The sequence below is a fragment of the Bacillus sp. CH_48 genome (assembly GCF_038008465.1).
GTDB classification, from domain to species: domain Bacteria; phylum Bacillota; class Bacilli; order Bacillales; family Bacillaceae_G; genus Bacillus_A; species Bacillus_A thuringiensis_S.
Genome location: NZ_JBBOZF010000001.1, coordinates 2110001 through 2129665 on the forward strand (window position 1 = coordinate 2110001; position 19665 = coordinate 2129665).

Genomic DNA, 19665 nt, shown 5'->3' on the forward strand with positions numbered 1-19665 from the left:
ACAGCTCTCTGCGAAGCCGTAAGGCGAAGTATAGGGGGTGACACCTGCCCGGTGCTGGAAGGTTAAGGAGAGGGGTTAGCGTAAGCGAAGCTCTGAACTGAAGCCCCAGTAAACGGCGGCCGTAACTATAACGGTCCTAAGGTAGCGAAATTCCTTGTCGGGTAAGTTCCGACCCGCACGAAAGGTGTAACGATTTGGGCACTGTCTCAACCAGAGACTCGGTGAAATTATAGTACCTGTGAAGATGCAGGTTACCCGCGACAGGACGGAAAGACCCCGTGGAGCTTTACTGTAGCCTGATATTGAATTTTGGTACAGTTTGTACAGGATAGGCGGGAGCCATTGAAACCGGAGCGCTAGCTTCGGTGGAGGCGCTGGTGGGATACCGCCCTGACTGTATTGAAATTCTAACCTACGGGTCTTATCGACCCGGGAGACAGTGTCAGGTGGGCAGTTTGACTGGGGCGGTCGCCTCCTAAAGTGTAACGGAGGCGCCCAAAGGTTCCCTCAGAATGGTTGGAAATCATTCGTAGAGTGCAAAGGCATAAGGGAGCTTGACTGCGAGACCTACAAGTCGAGCAGGGACGAAAGTCGGGCTTAGTGATCCGGTGGTTCCGCATGGAAGGGCCATCGCTCAACGGATAAAAGCTACCCCGGGGATAACAGGCTTATCTCCCCCAAGAGTCCACATCGACGGGGAGGTTTGGCACCTCGATGTCGGCTCATCGCATCCTGGGGCTGTAGTCGGTCCCAAGGGTTGGGCTGTTCGCCCATTAAAGCGGTACGCGAGCTGGGTTCAGAACGTCGTGAGACAGTTCGGTCCCTATCCGTCGTGGGCGTAGGAAATTTGAGAGGAGCTGTCCTTAGTACGAGAGGACCGGGATGGACGCACCGCTGGTGTACCAGTTGTTCTGCCAAGGGCATAGCTGGGTAGCTATGTGCGGAAGGGATAAGTGCTGAAAGCATCTAAGCATGAAGCCCCCCTCAAGATGAGATTTCCCATAGCGTAAGCTAGTAAGATCCCTGAAAGATGATCAGGTTGATAGGTTCGAGGTGGAAGCATGGTGACATGTGGAGCTGACGAATACTAATAGATCGAGGACTTAACCATATAATATGAAGCGATGTTATCTAGTTTTGAAAGAATATAAAAAACTTGTTGACTTTAAAAGTTAAATGAGTTACAATGATTCTTGTCTTAAATGAATACAGTCTGGTAATGATGGCAGAGAGGTCACACCCGTTCCCATACCGAACACGGAAGTTAAGCTCTCTAGCGCCGATGGTAGTTGGGACCTTGTCCCTGTGAGAGTAGGACGTTGCCAGGCAAATGGAGGATTAGCTCAGCTGGGAGAGCACCTGCCTTACAAGCAGGGGGTCGGCGGTTCGATCCCGTCATCCTCCACCATTTAGCCGACTTAGCTCAATTGGTAGAGCAACTGACTTGTAATCAGTAGGTTGGGGGTTCAAGTCCTCTAGTCGGCACCAGAAAATCATGGCGGTTGTGGCGAAGTGGTTAACGCACCGGATTGTGGCTCCGGCATTCGTGGGTTCGATTCCCATCAGTCGCCCCATTTTTTCTTAAAATATTAATATGCGGGTGTGGCGGAATTGGCAGACGCACTAGACTTAGGATCTAGCGCCTTTGGCGTGGGGGTTCGACTCCCTTCACCCGCACTTTTAATAAAATATCTCAAACATGTCTTGCGGAAGTAGTTCAGTGGTAGAATACAACCTTGCCAAGGTTGGGGTCGCGGGTTCGAATCCCGTCTTCCGCTCCAATTTTCAATATGACATGCCGGGGTGGCGGAACAGGCAGACGCACAGGACTTAAAATCCTGCGGTGGGTGACCACCGTGCGGGTTCGACCCCCGCCCTCGGCACCATATGCGCCCGTAGCTCAATTGGATAGAGCGTTTGACTACGGATCAAGAGGTTAGGGGTTCGACTCCTCTCGGGCGCGCTTTTATTAACGGGAAGTGGCTCAGCTTGGTAGAGCACCTGGTTTGGGACCAGGGGGTCGCAGGTTCAAATCCTGTCTTCCCGATATTCCCAAAAACATGGGGCCTTAGCTCAGCTGGGAGAGCGCCTGCCTTGCACGCAGGAGGTCAGCGGTTCGATCCCGCTAGGCTCCACTTATTTTAATATCATTTATGGCGGTGTAGCTCAGCTGGCTAGAGCGTACGGTTCATACCCGTGAGGTCGGGGGTTCGATCCCCTCCGCCGCTACCATAAAGGACCTTTAGCTCAGCTGGTTAGAGCAGACGGCTCATAACCGTCCGGTCGTAGGTTCGAGTCCTACAAGGTCCACCACTAAAGGTTTATATCTCGGAGGTATACCCAAGTTCGGCTGAAGGGATCGGTCTTGAAAACCGACAGGCGGCGAGAGTCGCGCGGGGGTTCGAATCCCTCTACCTCCTCCATTTTTTCTTAAATTACATATTATATCATCGCGGGGTGGAGCAGTACGGTAGCTCGTCGGGCTCATAACCCGAAGGTCGCAGGTTCAAATCCTGTCCCCGCAACCAAATGGTCCCGTGGTGTAGTGGTTAACATGCCTGCCTGTCACGCAGGAGATCGCCGGTTCGACCCCGGTCGGGACCGCCATTTTAATAAGGCTCGGTAGCTCAGTCGGTAGAGCAGAGGACTGAAAATCCTCGTGTCGGCGGTTCGATTCCGTCCCGAGCCACCATTTTGAAGTCGCAAGCCGGCTTAGCTCAATTGGTAGAGCAACTGACTTGTAATCAGTAGGTTGGGGGTTCAAGTCCTCTAGCCGGCACCACTTTCAAAATGAGCCATTAGCTCAGTTGGTAGAGCATCTGACTTTTAATCAGAGGGTCGAAGGTTCGAATCCTTCATGGCTCACCATTTTCAATTTTATGCGGGTGTAGTTTAGTGGTAAAACAAGAGCCTTCCAAGCTCTGGTCGAGAGTTCGATTCTCTTCACCCGCTTTTCAATTATGGGCCTATAGCTCAGCTGGTTAGAGCGCACGCCTGATAAGCGTGAGGTCGATGGTTCGAGTCCATTTAGGCCCACCATAATTGTTCCGCAGTAGCTCAGTGGTAGAGCTATCGGCTGTTAACCGATCGGTCGTAGGTTCGAGTCCTACCTGCGGAGCCATATTTATAGAGAAGTACCCAAGTGGCTCAAGGGGCTCCCCTGCTAAGGGAGTAGATCGCGAACGCGGTGCGAGGGTTCGAATCCCTTCTTCTCTGCCAGAACTGGCCCGTTGGTCAAGTGGTTAAGACACCGCCCTTTCACGGCGGTAACACGGGTTCGAATCCCGTACGGGTCATACTAAAAGAGATAGCATAATCTGCTATCTCTTTTTTGTTGTGTATAGATATAGAAGAAGCTATGACAGATTATAAATAATAAGTTTAAAATAGGATTACCTTTTCTCATACATAAGAAAAGGCAATCCTATTTTTTGAATATGTTTTAACTTTCTATTGAATGTTCATCTTGTTTAATAACAACATGACTATATGCGGAGTGAAGAGTTTTGTAGCCTAAAAGTGCAATAGTTAAGGCAAGGCCTCCTGCTATAATAGCCACATTAAATCCTACATGGGCTCCAAAGTTATCAATAACTAAACCAGCTATCGCTGATCCTAGGGAGACTCCAATTCCAAGTCCTGTAATTGCCCAAGTCATTCCTTCGGTTATCTTTGATTCAGGTACGATTTTTTCCACAAGCCCCATAGTAATAATCATAGTAGGAGCGACAGATAGCCCTGCAAAGAAAACAATAACTACTAGCCAAGTAATACTGTTTACAAAAACTAGTGGCAGCATTGTTATCATGGAAAGTGTGACCGCTATTAAAAACTGATTATAGGGTGGGGTATTGAGTTTAAGAGTACCGAAAATAAGGCCTGCCAGGCATGAACCGATTGCATAGACAGAAAGTACAAAGCTAGCAGCTACTGTGTTTCCTTGCTGCTCAGCAAAAGCTACACTAACGACATCTATTGTGCCGAAGATAGTACCTATAGCAATGAGTGTGAATACTAGTACTCGCAAAGAACCAATTTTAAATACTGTTCCGTTGTTTGTAATGTCGCGAGGGTGTACAGGCGGTTCTGTGCTTTTTTGCATAGTAAATAGGCATACCCCGATTGTAAGAAAAACAGATGATAAAAGTGGCGCTGCTTCTGGGAAGAACATAACACTTAAACTGACAGATAATACAGGACCAATTATGAAGCAAATTTCGTCGACGACCGATTCGAAGGAAAATGCTGTATGCAATTTATGGGATCCGCGGTATAGTTTAGTCCAACGTGCACGTACCATAGCTGACATATTTGGCATACAACCTGCACATAAAGCGGATAGAAATAGCGTCCAATAAGGAGCTTCATATTTCGTACATAGAAGTAAGAGGATTGTAAAGAAAACGCTAATACCTGTAGTCGGAAGAAGTATGCGAGATTGCCCTAATTGATCAGCCATCCGAGAAATATGAGGAGCTAGTAAAGCTGATGATAATGTAAAGGTAGCTGCAACAGCTCCAGCAAGCCAATAGTCACCACTTACTTGAGATAACATGGTAACAATACCAATACCCATCATTGATATGGGCATACGAGCTATAAATCCTGCTAATGAGAATCCTTTTGTACCAGGAGCACTGAAAATCTCACGGTAGGAATTAAACATGATAATCACCACAATATTTGACGTGTACATATACATTCTTCATTCTTTTAACTCCTCCTCTGTTTCATTAATACCTTCTATAAAAAGGGACAGTGAGTCAATGTAGGGTATAGGTAAGAAGTTATATTATCTTGTAAGCTAGAAATAATTTACATACGCACCGTATGCCAATATCATATTAACATACGAAGCGTATGTCAATTGAAATGTTTTATCTCTGGATAGAGCCGATGTTTAAAGGAGTTATTCTTTTATATAGAGAACGATACTATAGTGCAATTCATTTTGAATAAAGAGAATGAATAGAAGTAGGAGGAAAAGATGATTAAAAAAACGAGAGCAGAAATGATTACTGAAACACGTGCTAAATTGCTGTGGGCAGCAAGAGAGGCTTTTGGTACAGTTGGATATGTAAATACGTCTATGGATGATTTTACAGCATCTGTCGGTTTAACACGTGGTGCAATTTATCATCATTTTGGTGATAAAAAAGGATTGTTAGAAGCAGTTGTAAAAGAAATTGATATGGAAATGGATAATAAATTAGGGAAAGTATCAGATGAAGCGGAAGGAAAATGGGAAGGGTTTGTTGGGCGTTGTCGTGCATATTTAACGATGGCACTTAATCCAGAAATTCAGCGAATCGTACTTCGAGATGCACCAGCAGTATTAGGAACTAGTTATTATCAATCATCACAGTCACAATGTTTAGTGACGATGGCTGAGATGCTTCAGCAATTAATGAAGGACTGTATTATTGAAAAGACGGACTGTGAAGCTTTAGCAAGATTTATAAATGGCGGACTAGTGGACCTTGCTTGTTGGATTGCGAATTCTGAAGATGCAGAGGCACGGTTGTCTAAAGCTTTGCATAGCCTATCACTTATATTGAATGGTTTATTATTAGAAAAGAATGCATAATTTTAACGGATATTTTTTAATATATAGTAATGATTAAAAGGGAGGTGATAAAGTATAGGCTAATTCATTTATTTAACCGTATTCTATATAAGCTAATTGACGTCCATCTTGTAAGGGAATGATGTGATCAGTCAGTTTAATCTTATAATGTGATTACATTTTTTGTGAATGTTAGGATTTTTATTATAGAAAGTGAATTTAGTTACAGTGAGTAATTGAATCATACATTTTTATTCACAATCTAAAGAAAACACCTAATTTGGTATGGATTCCACACCTGATCTAACAACTTTACACTCTATGTGAAAAAGTTCACAAATAGGTCATAAATTGTGAAGTAATTCACAATAATACGTGCTACAATATGAATGTAAAGAAGTTAAACAACATTAAATTAGTATTTTAATTAATTACTTAAACAATCATAAAAAAATATATGTGAACAATAGAGAGGGGAAATTACCATGAAAAAAGGTATCAATCGTGTAGTATTAGTAGGAACAGGAGCTGTAGGTTGTAGTTACGCTTACTCAATGATCAACCAAGGTGTAGCTGAAGAATTCGTATTAGTAGATGTTAATGAAGCAAAAGCAGAAGGGGAAGCAATGGACTTAAGCCATGCGGTACCATTCTCTCCATCACCAACAAAAGTTTGGAGCGGTAGCTATGCAGATTGTAAAGATGCAGATCTAGTTGTTATCACTGCTGGGTTACCACAAAAGCCAGGTGAAACTCGTTTAGACTTAGTTGAGAAAAATACAAAGATCTTTAAACAAATCGTTCGCGGCATTATGGATAGCGGATTCGATGGAATCTTCTTAATCGCAACTAACCCGGTTGATATTTTAACTTACGTAACTTGGAAAGAATCTGGTTTACCGAAAGAGCGCGTAATCGGTTCTGGTACTACTTTAGACTCTGCTCGTTTCCGTTACATGTTAGGTGACTACTTAGATGTAGATCCACGTAACGTTCATGCTTACATCGTTGGTGAGCACGGTGACACTGAACTTCCAGTATGGAGCCACGCTACTATCGGTGTACAAAAACTAGAAACAATCTTAGCTAACAACGAACAGTACAAACAAGAAGACTTAGATAAAATCTTCGAAAATGTACGTGATGCAGCTTACCATATCATCGAACGTAAAGGTGCAACTTACTACGGAATCGGTATGTCACTACTTCGTGTAACTAAAGCGATCTTAAACAACGAGAACAGCGTATTAACTGTATCTGCATACCTTGAAGGTCAATACGGTGAGAAAGATGCTTACGTAGGTGTTCCAGCTGTTATTAACCGCGAAGGTGTACGTGAAATCGTAGAACTTGAGCTAAATGAAGAAGAAAAAGCGAAATTCGCTCATTCTGTAAAAGTATTAAAAGAAACTATGGCACCAGTACTATAATTAATTGCTAAATAATCCGGAAGTGGGGACCTGCTTCTTACTTCTGGATTTATATATAATTCAATATAAATTCCTTTTCCGGTTTCCCTTGTATATCCCCAATATACCCCTTTTGCTGGATAAGGGTCATTTATAGAAAAGAGCACTCTATTTTATATAGAGTGCTCTTTATGATTATTTTTTAGGTGTTAATCCTAACTTCTTTAAAATATCTGTCAGTGTACCGCTTTTTGATTTTTCTACAGGTGTTTGTGATTTAGATGCATCTGGACCTTTTTTCAAGAAGTTCTTTTCAACGAAGCGAATATCTTTTTCGTCGACAATTCCATCTTTATTAAGATCTCCGTCTTTTACAGTTAGTCCTTTTTTAATGTAGTTGCTAGCGATAATTTCAGCATCTTTAATATCGATTACTTTATCACCATTTACATCGCCGGCAAGGTTTTCGTCAGGTCTTGCATAATAATATTGGCCAAGCAGCTTACCGTCTTTTTCAGTACCAAGTTTCGTTGTTAGGCGGCTTGAAATGAGTTACTCGATGTTTCTGAATCACTGAAATAGGCGAATACACCTCCGAATGTAAGGGATAAACCAAGTGAAGCGGTGACAACTCCCATTCCTACTTTTTGTTTTAATGACATAAGAAAGCCCTCCTAGTTAAATTTTCATAGTGACCGTTCGCAACAAGGATAAATAAGTAAACATAGTAGTCCACTATGAATTATAGTTACGGAAGATCTAAGTTCTTTATTGAGAGCGAGTATATGCTTATGAATTTTGCATTTCAATAAAATTGTGACAAAAAATGTTGAGAAACATTTTTTTATGACAGATTATTTTATTTTGATTTTGAATGAAAAATAGCATGAAAAATAGGATAAATCTAATAAAATAAAGGTTGAGAAAAAATAATAGGTAAAAATATAGAAGAATAATAAAGCGTTTTCAATGAATATTCGTCAAAATTCGATATTTTACACGGAAATGTGAAGAAAAACTAACATTTTTAAGAAAAAAACGAATGTTTTTTATAAATCAACAAGGATATTGCAGTTTTTCGCAGAAATAATTAAAGTATAAAAAATTCTGTCATCTAAGTGAGGTGAGCATATTGAGTGTAATAAATTGTGAAGAAGTGAAACGAGATGAGTTTCATACAGAAAAGTACTATGAAAGTTATAACATCTTTGGCGCACATGTTGTGACGGAAGATGAGATTCAAGGGGTACGATTTACAGTGTGGGCTCCTCATGCGAAAGCAATGAGTGTTGTTGGAGATTTTAATGAGTGGGATTATGAGCAACATAAGATGCTACAAGTGACAGAAGAAGGCATTTGGTCCTTATTTATACCGCATATTGAAGAAGGAGAAATATATAAATATGCGATTGAAACGTTGGCTGGTGACGTCATTTTAAAGGCAGATCCGTATGCTATATATGCAGAAGTAAGACCGAATACGGCATCTGTAGTTTTTGATATAAAAGGATATGAATGGAATGATAAAAACTGGAATCGTAAGAAAAAGAAAAAACCGATTTATAAAGAAGCGATGACAGTTTATGAATTACATTTTGGTTCTTGGAAAAAGAAAGAAGATGGAACGCTGTATTCTTACAGGGAAATGGTAGAAGAGCTCATCCCGTATGTGGTGGAACATCAATTTACACATATTGAAATTATGCCGCTTGTTGAGCATCCATATGATCGTTCTTGGGGATATCAAGGAACGGGATATTATGCAGCGACGAGTAGATTTGGTACGCCGCATGATTTAATGTATTTTGTCGACGAATGTCATAAATATGGAATCGGTGTCATTTTAGATTGGGTGCCGGGGCACTTTTGTAAAGATGCTCACGGTTTATATTTGTTTGATGGCACACCGACCTATGAATATAAAGATAAAGATGTACAAGAAAATCCAGTATGGGGAACTGTCAATTTTGATTTAGGGAAGAGAGAGGTACGTAATTTCTTAATTTCAAATGCGTTATTTTGGATGAGATATTTCCATATTGATGGTTTCAGAGTAGATGCAGTTGCGAACATGTTGTACTGGAATAAAGAAGGACAAGAGCAAAGTAATGAGCATGCTGTTTCATTTTTAAGAGAGTTAAATGAAGCAGTGTTTGCAGAGGATGAAGATTTTCTTATGACGGCAGAAGATTCAACAGCTTGGCCACTTGTAACAACTCCAACGTATGAAGGTGGGCTTGGGTTCAATTACAAATGGAACATGGGCTGGATGAATGATGTACTGAAATATATGGAGTGTGCGCCTGAATATAGGAAACACATTCATGAGAAAATGACGTTTTCTTTACTATATGCGTACTCTGAAAACTTCATATTACCACTTTCTCATGATGAAGTCGTTCATGGGAAAAAGTCGTTATTAAATAAAATGCCAGGTGATTACTGGGATAAGTTTGCTCAGCTTCGTTTATTATATGGATACTTCTTTACTCACCCAGGAAAGAAGTTACTTTTCATGGGAGGAGAATTCGGACAGTTTGATGAGTGGAAAGACCTTGAAGATTTAGATTGGAATTTACATGATTTTGAAATGCATCGTTATATGCATGATTACTTTAAAGAGCTCATAGCATTGTATAAGCGCTCAAAACCACTTTGGCAGCTTGACCATTCACCTGAAGGCTTTCAGTGGATTGATGCTAATAATAATGAGCAAAGTATTTTCTCTTTTATCCGCCAAGGGGATAAACAAGAAGATGCGTTAGTTGTCGTATGTAATTTTACGAAAGCTACATATGAAAACTATAAAGTAGGTGTACCAGATTTCGAGTATTATAACGAGATTTTAAACAGTGATGCTGAGCAATATGGCGGTTCGGGGCAAGTGAATAAGAAACGTCTTAAGACGATTCTAGAACCGTACCATAATCAAGCAGCACATGTAGAGATTACAATTCCACCATTTGGCGTATCCATATTACGACCAGTGAAGACGAGAAAGGGGAGCAAAAAACAAGATGGCTCAAAAACAAAAGTGCGTAGCAATGTTACTAGCAGGGGGAAAAGGTAGTCGTTTAAGTGCATTAACAAAAAATTTAGCCAAGCCAGCTGTTCCATTTGGTGGTAAATATCGCATTATTGATTTTACGCTAAGTAACTGTGCGAATTCTGGTATTGAAACGGTTGGGATTTTAACACAATATCAACCACTTGAACTTCATAATTATATCGGAATTGGAAATGCGTGGGATTTAGACCGAGTAAACGGTGGAGTCACAGTATTACCTCCTTATGCGGAGTCTTCAGGGGTGAAGTGGTATACAGGTACGGCAAGTGCCATTTATCAAAATTTAAACTATTTAAGTCAGTATGAACCGGAGTATGTTCTTATTTTATCAGGCGACCATATTTATAAAATGGATTACAGTAAGATGCTAGATTACCATATTGAGAAAGAATCGGACGTATCCATTTCTGTTATTGAAGTACCTTGGGATGAAGCGAGTCGCTTTGGCATTATGAATACAAATGAAGAGATGGAGATTGTTGAGTTTGAAGAGAAACCACAATTTCCAAGAAGTAATCTTGCATCAATGGGAATTTATATTTTTAACTGGGCAATTTTGAAAGAGTATTTAGAGATGGATGCAAGAAATCCTGAATCTAGTAATGATTTCGGAAAAGATGTACTTCCACTTTTATTAGATGAAGGGAAGAAGCTAATGGCGTATCCATTTGAAGGATATTGGAAAGATGTTGGAACGGTGAAAAGCTTATGGGAAGCGAATATGGATTTACTTCGCGATGAAACATCGCTGAATTTAAACGATCGTAATTGGCGTATTTATTCTGTGAATCCAAATGAGCCACCTCAATATATTGCAGAAAAGGCAAAAGTAGAAGAATCACTTATTAACGAAGGATGCGTCATTGAAGGGGACGTGAAGCATTCTGTGTTATTCCAAGGGGTGACGGTGGAAGAAGGTAGTATGGTTATTGATTCTGTCGTTATGCCAGGAGCAAAGATTGGTAAAAATGTTGTGATTGAAAGAGCGATCGTTGGTTCGGAAATGGTTATTGAAGATGGAACAATTATTCGTCCAGAAAAAAATGTCGACGATGTAGTACTCATTGCTGAAGGGAAATAGAAAAGGGGGATGAAATGAATGGGAGAAAAAATGTTAGGAATTATTAATGCAACGGGAAGTTTTCCTTCCTTAAAGAAAGTAACAGGGCATCGTTCATTAGCGGCGTTACCGTTTGGGGGCCGTTACCGACTCATTGATTTCATGCTTTCAAATATGGTGAATTCTAATATTCATAGTGTAGCGGTTTTTACAAGTCATAAAAATCGCTCACTAATGGACCATGTTGGTTCAGGAAAACAGTGGGATTTAGATAGAAAACGAGACGGACTATTTTTATTCCCGCCAAATTGCCAATGTGACCAAGATGAGTTTGGGTCTTTTGCACACTTTAGAAGACATATTGATTATTTTCTAAGAAGCAGAGAAGAGTACGTTGTTATTACGAATAGCCATCTCGTAACAGCATTAAATTTCCAGGCGGTGTTAGAGCGACATATACATACGGCAGCTGATATTACGGAAGTTTGCCATGAAGGGGTTTCGCTTCAAACATACGTGTTAAAGAAACAATTATTGTTAGATTTATTTGAGACATATAAAGATGTGGAGCAATACAGTTTATTTGATGTAGTGAGAGAAAAGCGCGGAAAATCACTGCATATTGCTACGTATGAGCATACAGGATATGTAGCTATTATTGATTCGATTGAAAGTTACTATAAACATAGCTTAGAAATTTTGCAGCCTGCTATTTGGAAGCAATTATTTAAGAAAGAAGCGCCGATCTTTACGAAAGTAAAAGATGAGCCGCCAACTCGTTATCTAAAGGGTGCAGTCGTGAAAAATACAATGATTGCAAATGGCAGTATTATTGAAGGGGAAGTCGAAAACAGTGTTGTTTCCCGTTCGGTTAAAATTGGAAAAGGTTCAATTATTCGTAACAGTATTATTATGCAAAAGAGCCAAATTGGAGATAACTGTATAATAGACGGTGTTATTATTGATAAAGACGTGAAAATTGGCGACGGTGTCGTATTAAAAGGAAACATCGATGAGCCATATGTTGTAGAAAAAGGAAGCGTACAAAACAGTACGATTAATAGTTATTCCTAAAGAATCAGTGGGGGCTTTTTCTCCCACTGATTAAAGTTTTAATTTAAATGAAAACTCGAAGGGAGGAAGCTGCAAGAGGAGTATAAAAACTTTTCGCGCAGTGGGACAACAAGTGAATATTTTATTTGCAGTATCAGAATGTGTACCGTTTGTGAAATCGGGAGGATTAGCTGATGTAGCGGGTGCGCTCCCAAAAGAGCTGAAAAAATTAGGAGTGGACGTTCGTATTATACTTCCGAATTATAGTCTCATTCCGCAAAAGTTAAGAGATGGATGTACGTTACATAAAGTAATTAACGTCCCGCTTGGGTGGAGAAATCAATATTGCGGAATTTTAAAAGGTGAGCAAGACGGAATTACGTATTACTTAATAGATAATGAATATTATTTTAAGAGAGATTCTCTGTATGGTCATTATGATGACGGGGAGCGTTTTTCTTATTTCTCAAAAGCAGTGTTAGAGTGTATTCCGCATCTTGATTTTGAAGTGGATGTTCTTCATAGCCACGATTGGCATACGGCTATGGTTAATTTCTTACTTCGTGAAAAGTATCAAGATAACCCGTTATATGAGCGTATTAAAACGGTATATACGATTCACAACTTGCAGTTCCAAGGAGTATTTCCTTCTGAAGTGATGTACGACTTGTTAGAGCTTGGTGATGAATATTTTCATAGTGAGCAGCTAGAGTTTTATGGAAACATAAACTTTATGAAAGGCGGTATTATCGCTTCGGATCAAATTACAGCGGTGAGCCCGACGTATAAAGAAGAAATTCAATATGAATTTTTCGGTGAGAAGTTAGATGGATTACTGAGAAAATATAATGATAAGCTTAGTGGCATTGTAAATGGTATTGATACGAGCGTATATAATCCAGAAACGGATTCATATATTAAGGCTCAGTATGATGCAGAGTCATTATATGAAAAGAGTGAAAATAAACGCGCTTTGCAGCGTTATTTTGGTTTGCCAGAAAAAGAGGATACACCAATTATTTCAATGGTAACGAGATTAACGAAGCAAAAAGGTCTTGATTTAGTACGCACTGTATTCCGCGAAATAATGGAAGAAGATGTACAATGTATTATTTTAGGTTCAGGTGATTCGGAATATGAGCAATTCTTTGAGTGGATGGCATATGAGTATCCGGAGAAGGTAAAAGTTTATATCGGATTTAATGAAGAATTAGCGCACCAAGTGTATGCGGGAAGCGATTTATTTTTAATGCCATCGCTGTTTGAACCGTGTGGACTTGGACAACTTATCGCATTGGCGTACGGTACGATTCCAATTGTAAGAGAAACAGGTGGATTAAACGATACGGTACATTCTTATGATGAAGAAACAGGCGAAGGAAATGGTTTCAGTTTCACGAACTTTAATGCACATGACATGCTGCATACGGTTCACCGTGCAATTGAATTTTATCACGATAAACCAGTGTGGGAGCAGCTTGTAAAACAAGCGATGACTGAAGATTATAGCTGGAGGCAATCGGCTCTTGCTTATAAGGAATTGTATAAAAGTCTCATGGAATAACATGTAGGTGGTGAAAAAATGTTTACTCATGTTGAAAGTTTTAAATCAACTTTTCTAGAAAAGTTAGAGACGATGTATGGGAAAAGTTTCAAAGATTCTACAAATCGTGATCAATATAATACGCTCGGCCATATGGTACGTGAGTATATGAATAGTCAATGGATTGCAACGAACGAGAGTTATCGATCAGGAGAGCAAAAGCAAATGTATTACTTGTCTATTGAGTTTTTGCTTGGACGTTTGCTTGGAAGTAACATCTTGAATTTAGGTATTAGAGATGTATGCGAGCAGGGGTTATCTGAACTAGGGATTTCGTTACAAGAGTTAGAAGAAGTGGAAGCAGATGCAGGCCTTGGTAACGGTGGACTTGGACGCTTAGCAGCCTGTTTTCTTGATTCACTTGCATCTTTAAACTTACCAGGACACGGCTGTGGAATTCGTTATAAACATGGTTTGTTTGATCAGAAAATTGTTGATGGTTATCAAGTTGAATTTCCAGAACAGTGGCTTCTTCATGAAAACGTATGGGAAGTAAGAAGACATGATCAAGCTGTAGAAGTAAGTTATTTTGGCAGTGTTGAACCGCTAGAAATTGACGGGCGTTTAGAGTTTAGGCATACAAATGCAGAAGTCATTATGGCGGTGCCATATGATGTGCCGGTAGTAGGCTATGAGACGAGTACTGTAAATACACTTAGACTTTGGAATGCTGAACCAGTTCCTTTCCCGCAAAACTGCAAAGATATTTTGAAATATAAGCGCGAAACAGAGGCTGTATCGGAGTTTTTATATCCAGATGATACGCATGATGAGGGAAAAATACTTCGTTTAAAACAACAGTATTTCCTCGTATCAGCAAGTTTGCAAAATATCGTTCGAATGCATAGAGAAAGATATGGTGACCTTCGTCAACTACATGAAAAAATTGCGATTCACATTAACGATACACATCCGGTTTTAGCAATTCCAGAACTGATGCGTATTTTACTAGACGAAGAAAAGTTAACATGGGAAGAAGCTTGGCACATAACGACGCAGACGATTTCTTATACGAATCATACGACGTTATCAGAAGCGCTCGAAAAGTGGCCAATTCACATTTTTAAACCATTATTACCGAGAATTTATATGATTATTGAAGAGATTAATGAACGTTTCTGTCATGAACTTTGGGAACGTTATCCTTATGAATGGCATCGCATTGAAGACATGGCAATTATTGCGCATGATCTTGTGAAAATGGCTCATTTAGCAATTGTCGGTAGCCATAGCGTAAACGGTGTAGCAAAAATTCATACGGAAATATTAAAGCAGCGGGAAATGCGATTGTTTTATGAATTTTATCCAGATAAGTTTAATAATAAGACGAATGGAATTGCTCATAGGCGTTGGCTTATGAAAGCAAATCCACAGTTAACAAATCTCATTTCAGAGGCGATTGGACCAGAATGGAAGAAAGAACCGATTAAGCTTCAATCGTTGCAAACAGTTCAATATGATGCTAGTTTCCAAGAGAAGTTTGCAGAGGTAAAACAAGAGCGTAAAGAGATTTTAGCGGAGCGCATTCAGAATACAATGGGGATTACGATTGATCCAAATTCTATTTTTGATGTGCAAGTGAAAAGATTACATGCTTACAAACGACAATTATTAAATGTTCTTCATATTTTATATTTGTATAACCGTTTGAAAGAGGATGCTAGTTTTACATTTTATCCGCGTACTTTTATTTTTGGAGCGAAAGCATCACCTGGTTATTATTACGCGAAAAAAATTATTAAATTAATAAATGAACTCGCAAGAAAAGTAAATAATGATCCGTATGTTAGTCAATATATGAAAGTTATCTTTCTAGAAAACTATCGAGTTTCTTTAGCTGAAGATATATTCCCGGCGGCGGATGTAAGTGAGCAAATTTCAACGGCGAGTAAAGAAGCATCGGGAACAGGCAATATGAAATTTATGATGAATGGTGCGATTACACTTGGAACGCTAGACGGAGCTAACGTTGAAATAAAAGACCGGGTCGGTGATGATAACTGTTTCATTTTCGGTTTAACAGCAGAAGAGGTTCTTCATTACCATCAAAATGGTGGATATCGTGCAAGTGACTATTATCACCACAATAGGCACATTAAAAAAATAGTAGATCAATTAACAAATGGTTTCTTTGCACAATCGGGTGCTGAATTTGAAGCGATCTATGATTCTCTCGTTATTCAAAATGATGAATATTTCGTTCTGCGAGATTTTGGTCCATATGCTGAAAGACAAGAAGCTGTTGGTAGAGCTTATGAGAACCGAACAAAGTGGCTAGAAATGTCGATTTTAAATATTGCACAGTCTGGTCATTTTGCGAGTGATCGAACGATTTTGCAGTACAGCAATGAAATTTGGGGTATTGGTAATGCAGTTAAACAGTTTTAAAGAGGTTGCTACGTTGGGGGATATATTATCGATTTACTAACAAAAATTGATATTAATAAATAAAACGAGCTTACTTTTTTAAGCTCGTTTTATTTATTTTGCTTAAGAAAGAAATGGAATAGTGGTATATATTATACCTGCCCCATCATACTCTCCTGTCGCAAAGTATGAAAATGTAAAGAAACCTGTGACCGTAAAAATTACAATAAGAAAAAGTGTGAAGATAAATTTTAACATGTAAGGTCCCCTCATCCAAAAATAACTTCATAGAGTATTATAGTATATGAATATTTTATTTCCAATTGTTTACTGGTTAAAAATGAGAAGTCAGACATGTTTTGTATGTTGTAATGGAATGATTATTTGTAATGGATTTTGTGTTTTTTGTAAATGTCATATTGTGATGGACGTGTGCATACTCCCAATCATGATCATTAAAATTTATGTTTCGGGGAGGGAGAAGTGGAACGACATCGAACAAGTTGACGAAACGAAAGCTACTAGCTACTTGTAGTTTATAATAATTTCGAAAAGCGATATCTCCTACTTTTGGGGAAGCGAATGAATAAAGTCCATACTGTGCGAAGGCAGTATTTATACGTGCATCTAATATGTGTAATGTGGCAAGCGCGCCACCTAGACTATGCCCAGTAGCTAGCAGTTTTTTATGTGCTGGCAATGATACGAGCATATCCATAATAGAATCACGGCAAGACTCATAAATAGAGAGAAAGCCGTTATGGACATTTCCACCATTTAAAGCATAAGGATAAGGTTTTTGATTGACAAGAGAGTCAATAATCCAATCTGGGTCTGTTTGAGTGCCCCTAAAGGCAACGATAATTGTATCCTCAGATTCTAATATAAATCCGAACCATTCTGTTGTTTGAATGGCCTTTCCTTGAAACCCTTGTACATATTGAAAACCATCTGGTATTTCGAAAATACCATTTTGTTTATATTGTTCATACGTTAACTCACAACAAGAAGCTAACAGTATGGCAGTGTCTTTATCAAAGGATAAAGGAGTACGCATTAAGGAAGCCCTCCTTAAGAAAAGGTATAGTTTAATATATGCAGTGAGGAACTTGATTCATTCTTTTGGAAAAAAGCTTGAACCTACAGTTACGTGAGGGAGTATGATTTTTGTAAACATATTGTTAGGAGGAGTGTAAGATGAGCAAAAAGGAAGGCTGTTCAATTGGTGAGTTTTCAAAGAGAACAGGCACATCAATACGGACACTACAATATTACGATGAAATTGGACTACTTAAACCTGAAAAGAACGTTAGCTCTGGTCACCGTGTGTACAAAGGAAAAGATATATTAGAGCTACAGAAAATAGTCAGTCTTAAAGTATTAGGATATAGTTTAGAAGAAATACGCGTCATGCTTACAATTCCAAGTTTGAATGTAAGTTTAAAAGAAACGTTGGAACAACAAAGAAAAGCCTTTGAAGAAAAGAAAAAACACATTGAAGTTTCGATAAAGGCGCTTGAACGAACAAGGGTATGTCTTGAGGAAGATGAAGAGTTGGATAGTGACATATTAATGAGTCTAATTAACAGCATTCAAAAAGAAAACGAACAAAGTTTATGGCTTGAAGGATATGTATCAAAAGAATTGGCTAATGGATTATATAATAAGCCGGAAGAAGAAGGCATAGCACTTGATAAAGAGTTTGTGCGTTTAGCAAAAGAAGTGAAAAGGTTATTTGGAAGAGAAATTGAGGATTCAGAAGTGCAAAAATTGGTTGATGAACATATGAAGGCGACTCTTAAGTATGTTGGTGAAGAGACAATGTATTCTTTAGGTAAATTAGAGAATGTAGAAGAACAATATAATAATATGATGCCATCTCCTTACACGGAAGAAGAAGAGGCATGGCTTAATGACGCGATGGAGTATTATATGATTCGAAATGGTATGTATAGCCCTCCGCAGTAAAAATAAAATGCCATATTCATAAACTTTAGAGAAATGCCTCCGATGTTTTTTGCATTGGAGGCATTTTTTACTCTTTTCCATCTAAAAGGCGAACAAGGCCACCTAATATACTACTTTCACCAGTACTTTATAATGCTGGGCTTGTAAGAGGTTTGAAAAAATAGCCTGTATATATTTGAAAGATGAATAAATCACCTATTTTCTTGTGTTTGTTCGTACTATATACAGAAAATTTCGGGAAACAAAACATATTATTTATCTGTTTGTTTTTGCTTCTTTTTCAAATACTCCGCACGCAATTGTTCAAGTTGCTGCTTTTTATCAAATTTGGCAGGCTTCTGTTTTTCATGAAACTTTGCCACAGCTACCTGACTTTTGGAATCTAATTGATATTTTCCCACTTTGTTCACCTACTTTTCTTGTCTTGAAAGAGAATCTATTCAATAAATATAATATACCTTATTTTACTGAAGTAAACCTTATTACTTTATTTCATCTGCTTTTTCTCGTTTGTAGACGTAAATTAAAACACCCTTTCACTGCATTACTGCAAGCAAGGGTGTTTAATTTTAGTATTATATTAGTGGATGGACAAGCCTGCATAAGGGCCCTTTTTACTCTTTCCCATCCAATAAACGACCAAGTCCACCTAATACACTACCTTCACCAGTACTTTGCGCTGCTGGGCTTGTAAGGCGTGCTGCTAATCGGCTAAGTGTTAAGGACTGAATCCAAACTGTTCCAGGACCTTCTAATGTTGCGAAGAATAAACCCTCACCGCCAAATAGAGCTGTTTTTACTTTTCCAACGAATTCGATATCATAGTTAATATCCTTTGTCATGGCAACGAGACAACCTGTATCAATGCGAAGTTTCTCACCAGGTTTTAATTCACGTTTATATACAGTTCCGCCTGCGTGCATGAAAGCGAGGCCGTCACCTTCAAGTTTCTGCATGATGAAACCTTCACCACCGAAGAAACCAGTTCCTATTTTTTTTGTAAATTCAATTCCAATAGAAACACCTTTTGCGGCACAAAGAAAGGCATCTTTTTGACAAACGATTTTCCCTTGGTATTCTGTTAAATCTACAGGAATAATTTTACCAGGATAAGGAGCAGCAAATGAGACGTGGCGTTTGCCGTGCCCTGTATTTGTAAATACAGTCATAAACATGCTTTCACCTGTAACGAGACGTTTACCTGCTCCCATTAATTTTCCGAATAGACCGTTAGATGGGCCAGAACCATCACCGAAGATTGTCTCCATTTCGATGTAGTCTTCCATCATCATCATTGCGCCCGCTTCTGCGACAACGCTTTCCTTTGGGTCTAATTCAATTTCAACAAATTGCATATCATCGCCATATAACTTATATTCGATTTCATGTGCTTGCATTTTTTCACCTCATAAATATGTAGTAATTATATTGTACAGAAGTTAAAAGAATTAGAACACTATAGTTTTGTTAATTTTCGAATAAAAGTAGAATGAAAATTTAAGGTTATACTAGGATTATAAAAAATGATGGAATGAAAGTGTTCTCATTTGACGTTTTCGACATAGCATGATA

The 19665-nt window shown here is 39.0% G+C and carries 13 protein-coding genes, 22 tRNA genes, 2 rRNA genes and 2 pseudogenes (1 of these 39 running past the window's edge); 32 read left to right on the forward strand and 7 right to left on the reverse strand.

Annotation, left to right across the window (positions count from 1 at the left end):
• From N2V92_RS10390 to N2V92_RS10505, 24 genes are all read left to right on the forward strand, one after another.
• Positions 1-1111 (forward strand): 23S ribosomal RNA (locus N2V92_RS10390); it begins 1811 nt to the left of the window's first position.
• A gap of 101 nt (positions 1112-1212) precedes the next feature.
• Positions 1213-1328 (forward strand): 5S ribosomal RNA (gene rrf, locus N2V92_RS10395).
• Positions 1329-1332: 4 nt separating this feature from the next.
• Positions 1333-1408, forward strand: a tRNA-Val gene (locus N2V92_RS10400).
• Positions 1409-1412: 4 nt separating this feature from the next.
• Positions 1413-1488, forward strand: a tRNA-Thr gene (locus N2V92_RS10405).
• A 10-nt stretch (positions 1489-1498) separates the two neighbouring features.
• Positions 1499-1574, forward strand: a tRNA-His gene (locus N2V92_RS10410).
• Positions 1575-1596: 22 nt separating this feature from the next.
• Positions 1597-1677 (forward strand) — tRNA-Leu (locus tag N2V92_RS10415).
• A 29-nt stretch (positions 1678-1706) separates the two neighbouring features.
• Positions 1707-1781 (forward strand) — tRNA-Gly (locus tag N2V92_RS10420).
• Positions 1782-1797: 16 nt separating this feature from the next.
• Positions 1798-1886 (forward strand) — tRNA-Leu (locus tag N2V92_RS10425).
• Positions 1887-1889: 3 nt separating this feature from the next.
• Positions 1890-1963: transfer RNA gene (locus N2V92_RS10430), tRNA-Arg, on the forward strand.
• Positions 1964-1973: 10 nt separating this feature from the next.
• Positions 1974-2047: transfer RNA gene (locus tag N2V92_RS10435), tRNA-Pro, on the forward strand.
• A gap of 15 nt (positions 2048-2062) precedes the next feature.
• Positions 2063-2135 (forward strand) — tRNA-Ala (locus tag N2V92_RS10440).
• 20 nt (positions 2136-2155) lie between these two features.
• Positions 2156-2232, forward strand: a tRNA-Met gene (locus N2V92_RS10445).
• Between the two features lie 4 nt (positions 2233-2236).
• Positions 2237-2313 (forward strand) — tRNA-Ile (locus tag N2V92_RS10450).
• A gap of 17 nt (positions 2314-2330) precedes the next feature.
• Positions 2331-2423: transfer RNA gene (locus N2V92_RS10455), tRNA-Ser, on the forward strand.
• 28 nt (positions 2424-2451) lie between these two features.
• A tRNA-Met gene (locus N2V92_RS10460) sits at positions 2452-2528 on the forward strand.
• Between the two features lie 3 nt (positions 2529-2531).
• Positions 2532-2607, forward strand: a tRNA-Asp gene (locus tag N2V92_RS10465).
• Between the two features lie 9 nt (positions 2608-2616).
• Positions 2617-2692 (forward strand) — tRNA-Phe (locus N2V92_RS10470).
• A 14-nt stretch (positions 2693-2706) separates the two neighbouring features.
• A tRNA-Thr gene (locus N2V92_RS10475) sits at positions 2707-2782 on the forward strand.
• Positions 2783-2792: 10 nt separating this feature from the next.
• Positions 2793-2868 (forward strand) — tRNA-Lys (locus N2V92_RS10480).
• Positions 2869-2881: 13 nt separating this feature from the next.
• Positions 2882-2952: transfer RNA gene (locus tag N2V92_RS10485), tRNA-Gly, on the forward strand.
• A gap of 10 nt (positions 2953-2962) precedes the next feature.
• Positions 2963-3039, forward strand: a tRNA-Ile gene (locus N2V92_RS10490).
• A gap of 7 nt (positions 3040-3046) precedes the next feature.
• Positions 3047-3121: transfer RNA gene (locus tag N2V92_RS10495), tRNA-Asn, on the forward strand.
• Between the two features lie 7 nt (positions 3122-3128).
• Positions 3129-3219: transfer RNA gene (locus N2V92_RS10500), tRNA-Ser, on the forward strand.
• Positions 3220-3224: 5 nt separating this feature from the next.
• Positions 3225-3296, forward strand: a tRNA-Glu gene (locus N2V92_RS10505).
• 146 nt (positions 3297-3442) lie between these two features.
• Here N2V92_RS10505 and N2V92_RS10510 read toward each other — a convergent pair.
• Positions 3443-4666 carry an MFS transporter gene (locus N2V92_RS10510; protein ID WP_015945917.1) on the reverse strand — a complete coding sequence of 408 codons (1224 nt, stop codon included), beginning with the start codon at positions 4664-4666 and terminating at the stop codon, positions 3443-3445.
• A 321-nt stretch (positions 4667-4987) separates the two neighbouring features.
• On the opposite strand from N2V92_RS10510, the gene N2V92_RS10515 reads away from it, so the two are divergent.
• Together N2V92_RS10515 and N2V92_RS10520 are read left to right on the forward strand one after the other, a co-directional pair.
• The gene (locus N2V92_RS10515; protein ID WP_000592777.1) at positions 4988-5587 is read left to right on the forward strand and encodes a TetR/AcrR family transcriptional regulator; all 600 of its coding nucleotides are present in this window, start codon (positions 4988-4990) and stop codon (positions 5585-5587) included.
• A gap of 464 nt (positions 5588-6051) precedes the next feature.
• On the forward strand, positions 6052-6996 hold the full coding sequence (locus tag N2V92_RS10520; protein WP_000715339.1) for an L-lactate dehydrogenase: 945 nt from the start codon (positions 6052-6054) through the stop codon (positions 6994-6996).
• Between the two features lie 174 nt (positions 6997-7170).
• On the opposite strand, the pseudogene N2V92_RS10525 reads toward N2V92_RS10520, so the two are convergent.
• Both N2V92_RS10525 and N2V92_RS10530 read right to left on the reverse strand, forming a co-directional pair.
• Positions 7171-7524 (reverse strand): annotated as a pseudogene (locus tag N2V92_RS10525) (dockerin type I domain-containing protein); the annotation flags it as partial.
• Positions 7515-7637, reverse strand: a pseudogene (locus N2V92_RS10530) (TasA family protein); the annotation flags it as partial. The pseudogenes N2V92_RS10525 and N2V92_RS10530, both read right to left, overlap by 10 nt.
• 470 nt (positions 7638-8107) lie before the next feature.
• On the opposite strand from N2V92_RS10530, the gene glgB reads away from it, so the two are divergent.
• From glgB to glgP, 5 genes are all read left to right on the forward strand, one after another.
• Positions 8108-10045, forward strand: a complete 1938-nt coding sequence (glgB, locus tag N2V92_RS10535) for a 1,4-alpha-glucan branching protein GlgB (protein WP_000111399.1) — start codon at positions 8108-8110, stop codon at positions 10043-10045.
• On the forward strand, positions 9993-11123 hold the full coding sequence (glgC, locus tag N2V92_RS10540) for a glucose-1-phosphate adenylyltransferase (protein ID WP_000057602.1): 1131 nt from the start codon (positions 9993-9995) through the stop codon (positions 11121-11123). The genes glgB and glgC overlap by 53 nt, the downstream gene beginning before the upstream one ends.
• Positions 11124-11141: 18 nt before the next feature.
• On the forward strand, positions 11142-12176 hold the full coding sequence (glgD, locus tag N2V92_RS10545; RefSeq protein ID WP_000504159.1) for a glucose-1-phosphate adenylyltransferase subunit GlgD: 1035 nt from the start codon (positions 11142-11144) through the stop codon (positions 12174-12176).
• A gap of 112 nt (positions 12177-12288) precedes the next feature.
• Positions 12289-13719: a glycogen synthase GlgA gene (gene glgA, locus N2V92_RS10550; protein WP_002081949.1), complete on the forward strand. Its 1431-nt coding sequence runs from the start codon at positions 12289-12291 to the stop codon at positions 13717-13719.
• A gap of 18 nt (positions 13720-13737) precedes the next feature.
• A complete protein-coding gene (gene glgP / locus N2V92_RS10555; RefSeq protein ID WP_042596323.1) occupies positions 13738-16146 on the forward strand; it encodes a glycogen phosphorylase in 2409 nt (802 codons plus the stop codon).
• 102 nt (positions 16147-16248) lie between these two features.
• Here the strand turns inward: glgP and N2V92_RS10560 are convergent, their stop codons facing one another.
• Complete coding sequence (locus N2V92_RS10560; RefSeq protein WP_000911076.1) at positions 16249-16383, reverse strand: hypothetical protein; 135 nt, start codon at positions 16381-16383, stop codon at positions 16249-16251.
• A gap of 76 nt (positions 16384-16459) precedes the next feature.
• On the reverse strand, positions 16460-17182 hold the full coding sequence (locus N2V92_RS10565; RefSeq protein WP_001260110.1) for a lipase family protein: 723 nt from the start codon (positions 17180-17182) through the stop codon (positions 16460-16462).
• 140 nt (positions 17183-17322) lie between these two features.
• On the opposite strand from N2V92_RS10565, the gene N2V92_RS10570 reads away from it, so the two are divergent.
• Positions 17323-18093: a MerR family transcriptional regulator gene (locus N2V92_RS10570; RefSeq protein WP_000037218.1), complete on the forward strand. Its 771-nt coding sequence runs from the start codon at positions 17323-17325 to the stop codon at positions 18091-18093.
• A 251-nt stretch (positions 18094-18344) separates the two neighbouring features.
• Here the strand turns inward: N2V92_RS10570 and N2V92_RS10575 are convergent, their stop codons facing one another.
• Together N2V92_RS10575 and N2V92_RS10580 are read right to left on the reverse strand one after the other, a co-directional pair.
• The gene (locus N2V92_RS10575) at positions 18345-18494 is read right to left on the reverse strand and encodes a hypothetical protein (RefSeq protein WP_000521642.1); all 150 of its coding nucleotides are present in this window, start codon (positions 18492-18494) and stop codon (positions 18345-18347) included.
• Positions 18495-18707: 213 nt separating this feature from the next.
• Positions 18708-19490 (reverse strand): TIGR00266 family protein, encoded by a 783-nt coding sequence (locus N2V92_RS10580; protein ID WP_001147844.1) that lies wholly within the window; start codon positions 19488-19490, stop codon positions 18708-18710.
• Positions 19491-19665: the final 175 nt, after the last annotated feature.

Excerpts from the sequence above, each read along its gene's own strand:
- N2V92_RS10515 (WP_000592777.1), top strand. The coding sequence starts at position 4,988 with ATGATTAAAAAAACGAGAGCAGAAATGATTACTGAAACACGTGCTAAA.
- N2V92_RS10570 (WP_000037218.1), top strand. The coding sequence starts at position 17,323 with ATGAGCAAAAAGGAAGGCTGTTCAATTGGTGAGTTTTCAAAGAGAACA.
- glgD (WP_000504159.1), top strand. The coding sequence starts at position 11,142 with ATGGGAGAAAAAATGTTAGGAATTATTAATGCAACGGGAAGTTTTCCT.
- N2V92_RS10520 (WP_000715339.1), top strand. The coding sequence starts at position 6,052 with ATGAAAAAAGGTATCAATCGTGTAGTATTAGTAGGAACAGGAGCTGTA.
- N2V92_RS10510 (WP_015945917.1), bottom strand. The coding sequence starts at position 4,666 with ATGTTTAATTCCTACCGTGAGATTTTCAGTGCTCCTGGTACAAAAGGA.
- glgC (WP_000057602.1), top strand. The coding sequence starts at position 9,993 with ATGGCTCAAAAACAAAAGTGCGTAGCAATGTTACTAGCAGGGGGAAAA.
- N2V92_RS10560 (WP_000911076.1), bottom strand. The coding sequence starts at position 16,383 with ATGTTAAAATTTATCTTCACACTTTTTCTTATTGTAATTTTTACGGTC.
- N2V92_RS10580 (WP_001147844.1), bottom strand. The coding sequence starts at position 19,490 with ATGCAAGCACATGAAATCGAATATAAGTTATATGGCGATGATATGCAA.
- glgP (WP_042596323.1), top strand. The coding sequence starts at position 13,738 with ATGTTTACTCATGTTGAAAGTTTTAAATCAACTTTTCTAGAAAAGTTA.
- N2V92_RS10565 (WP_001260110.1), bottom strand. The coding sequence starts at position 17,182 with ATGCGTACTCCTTTATCCTTTGATAAAGACACTGCCATACTGTTAGCT.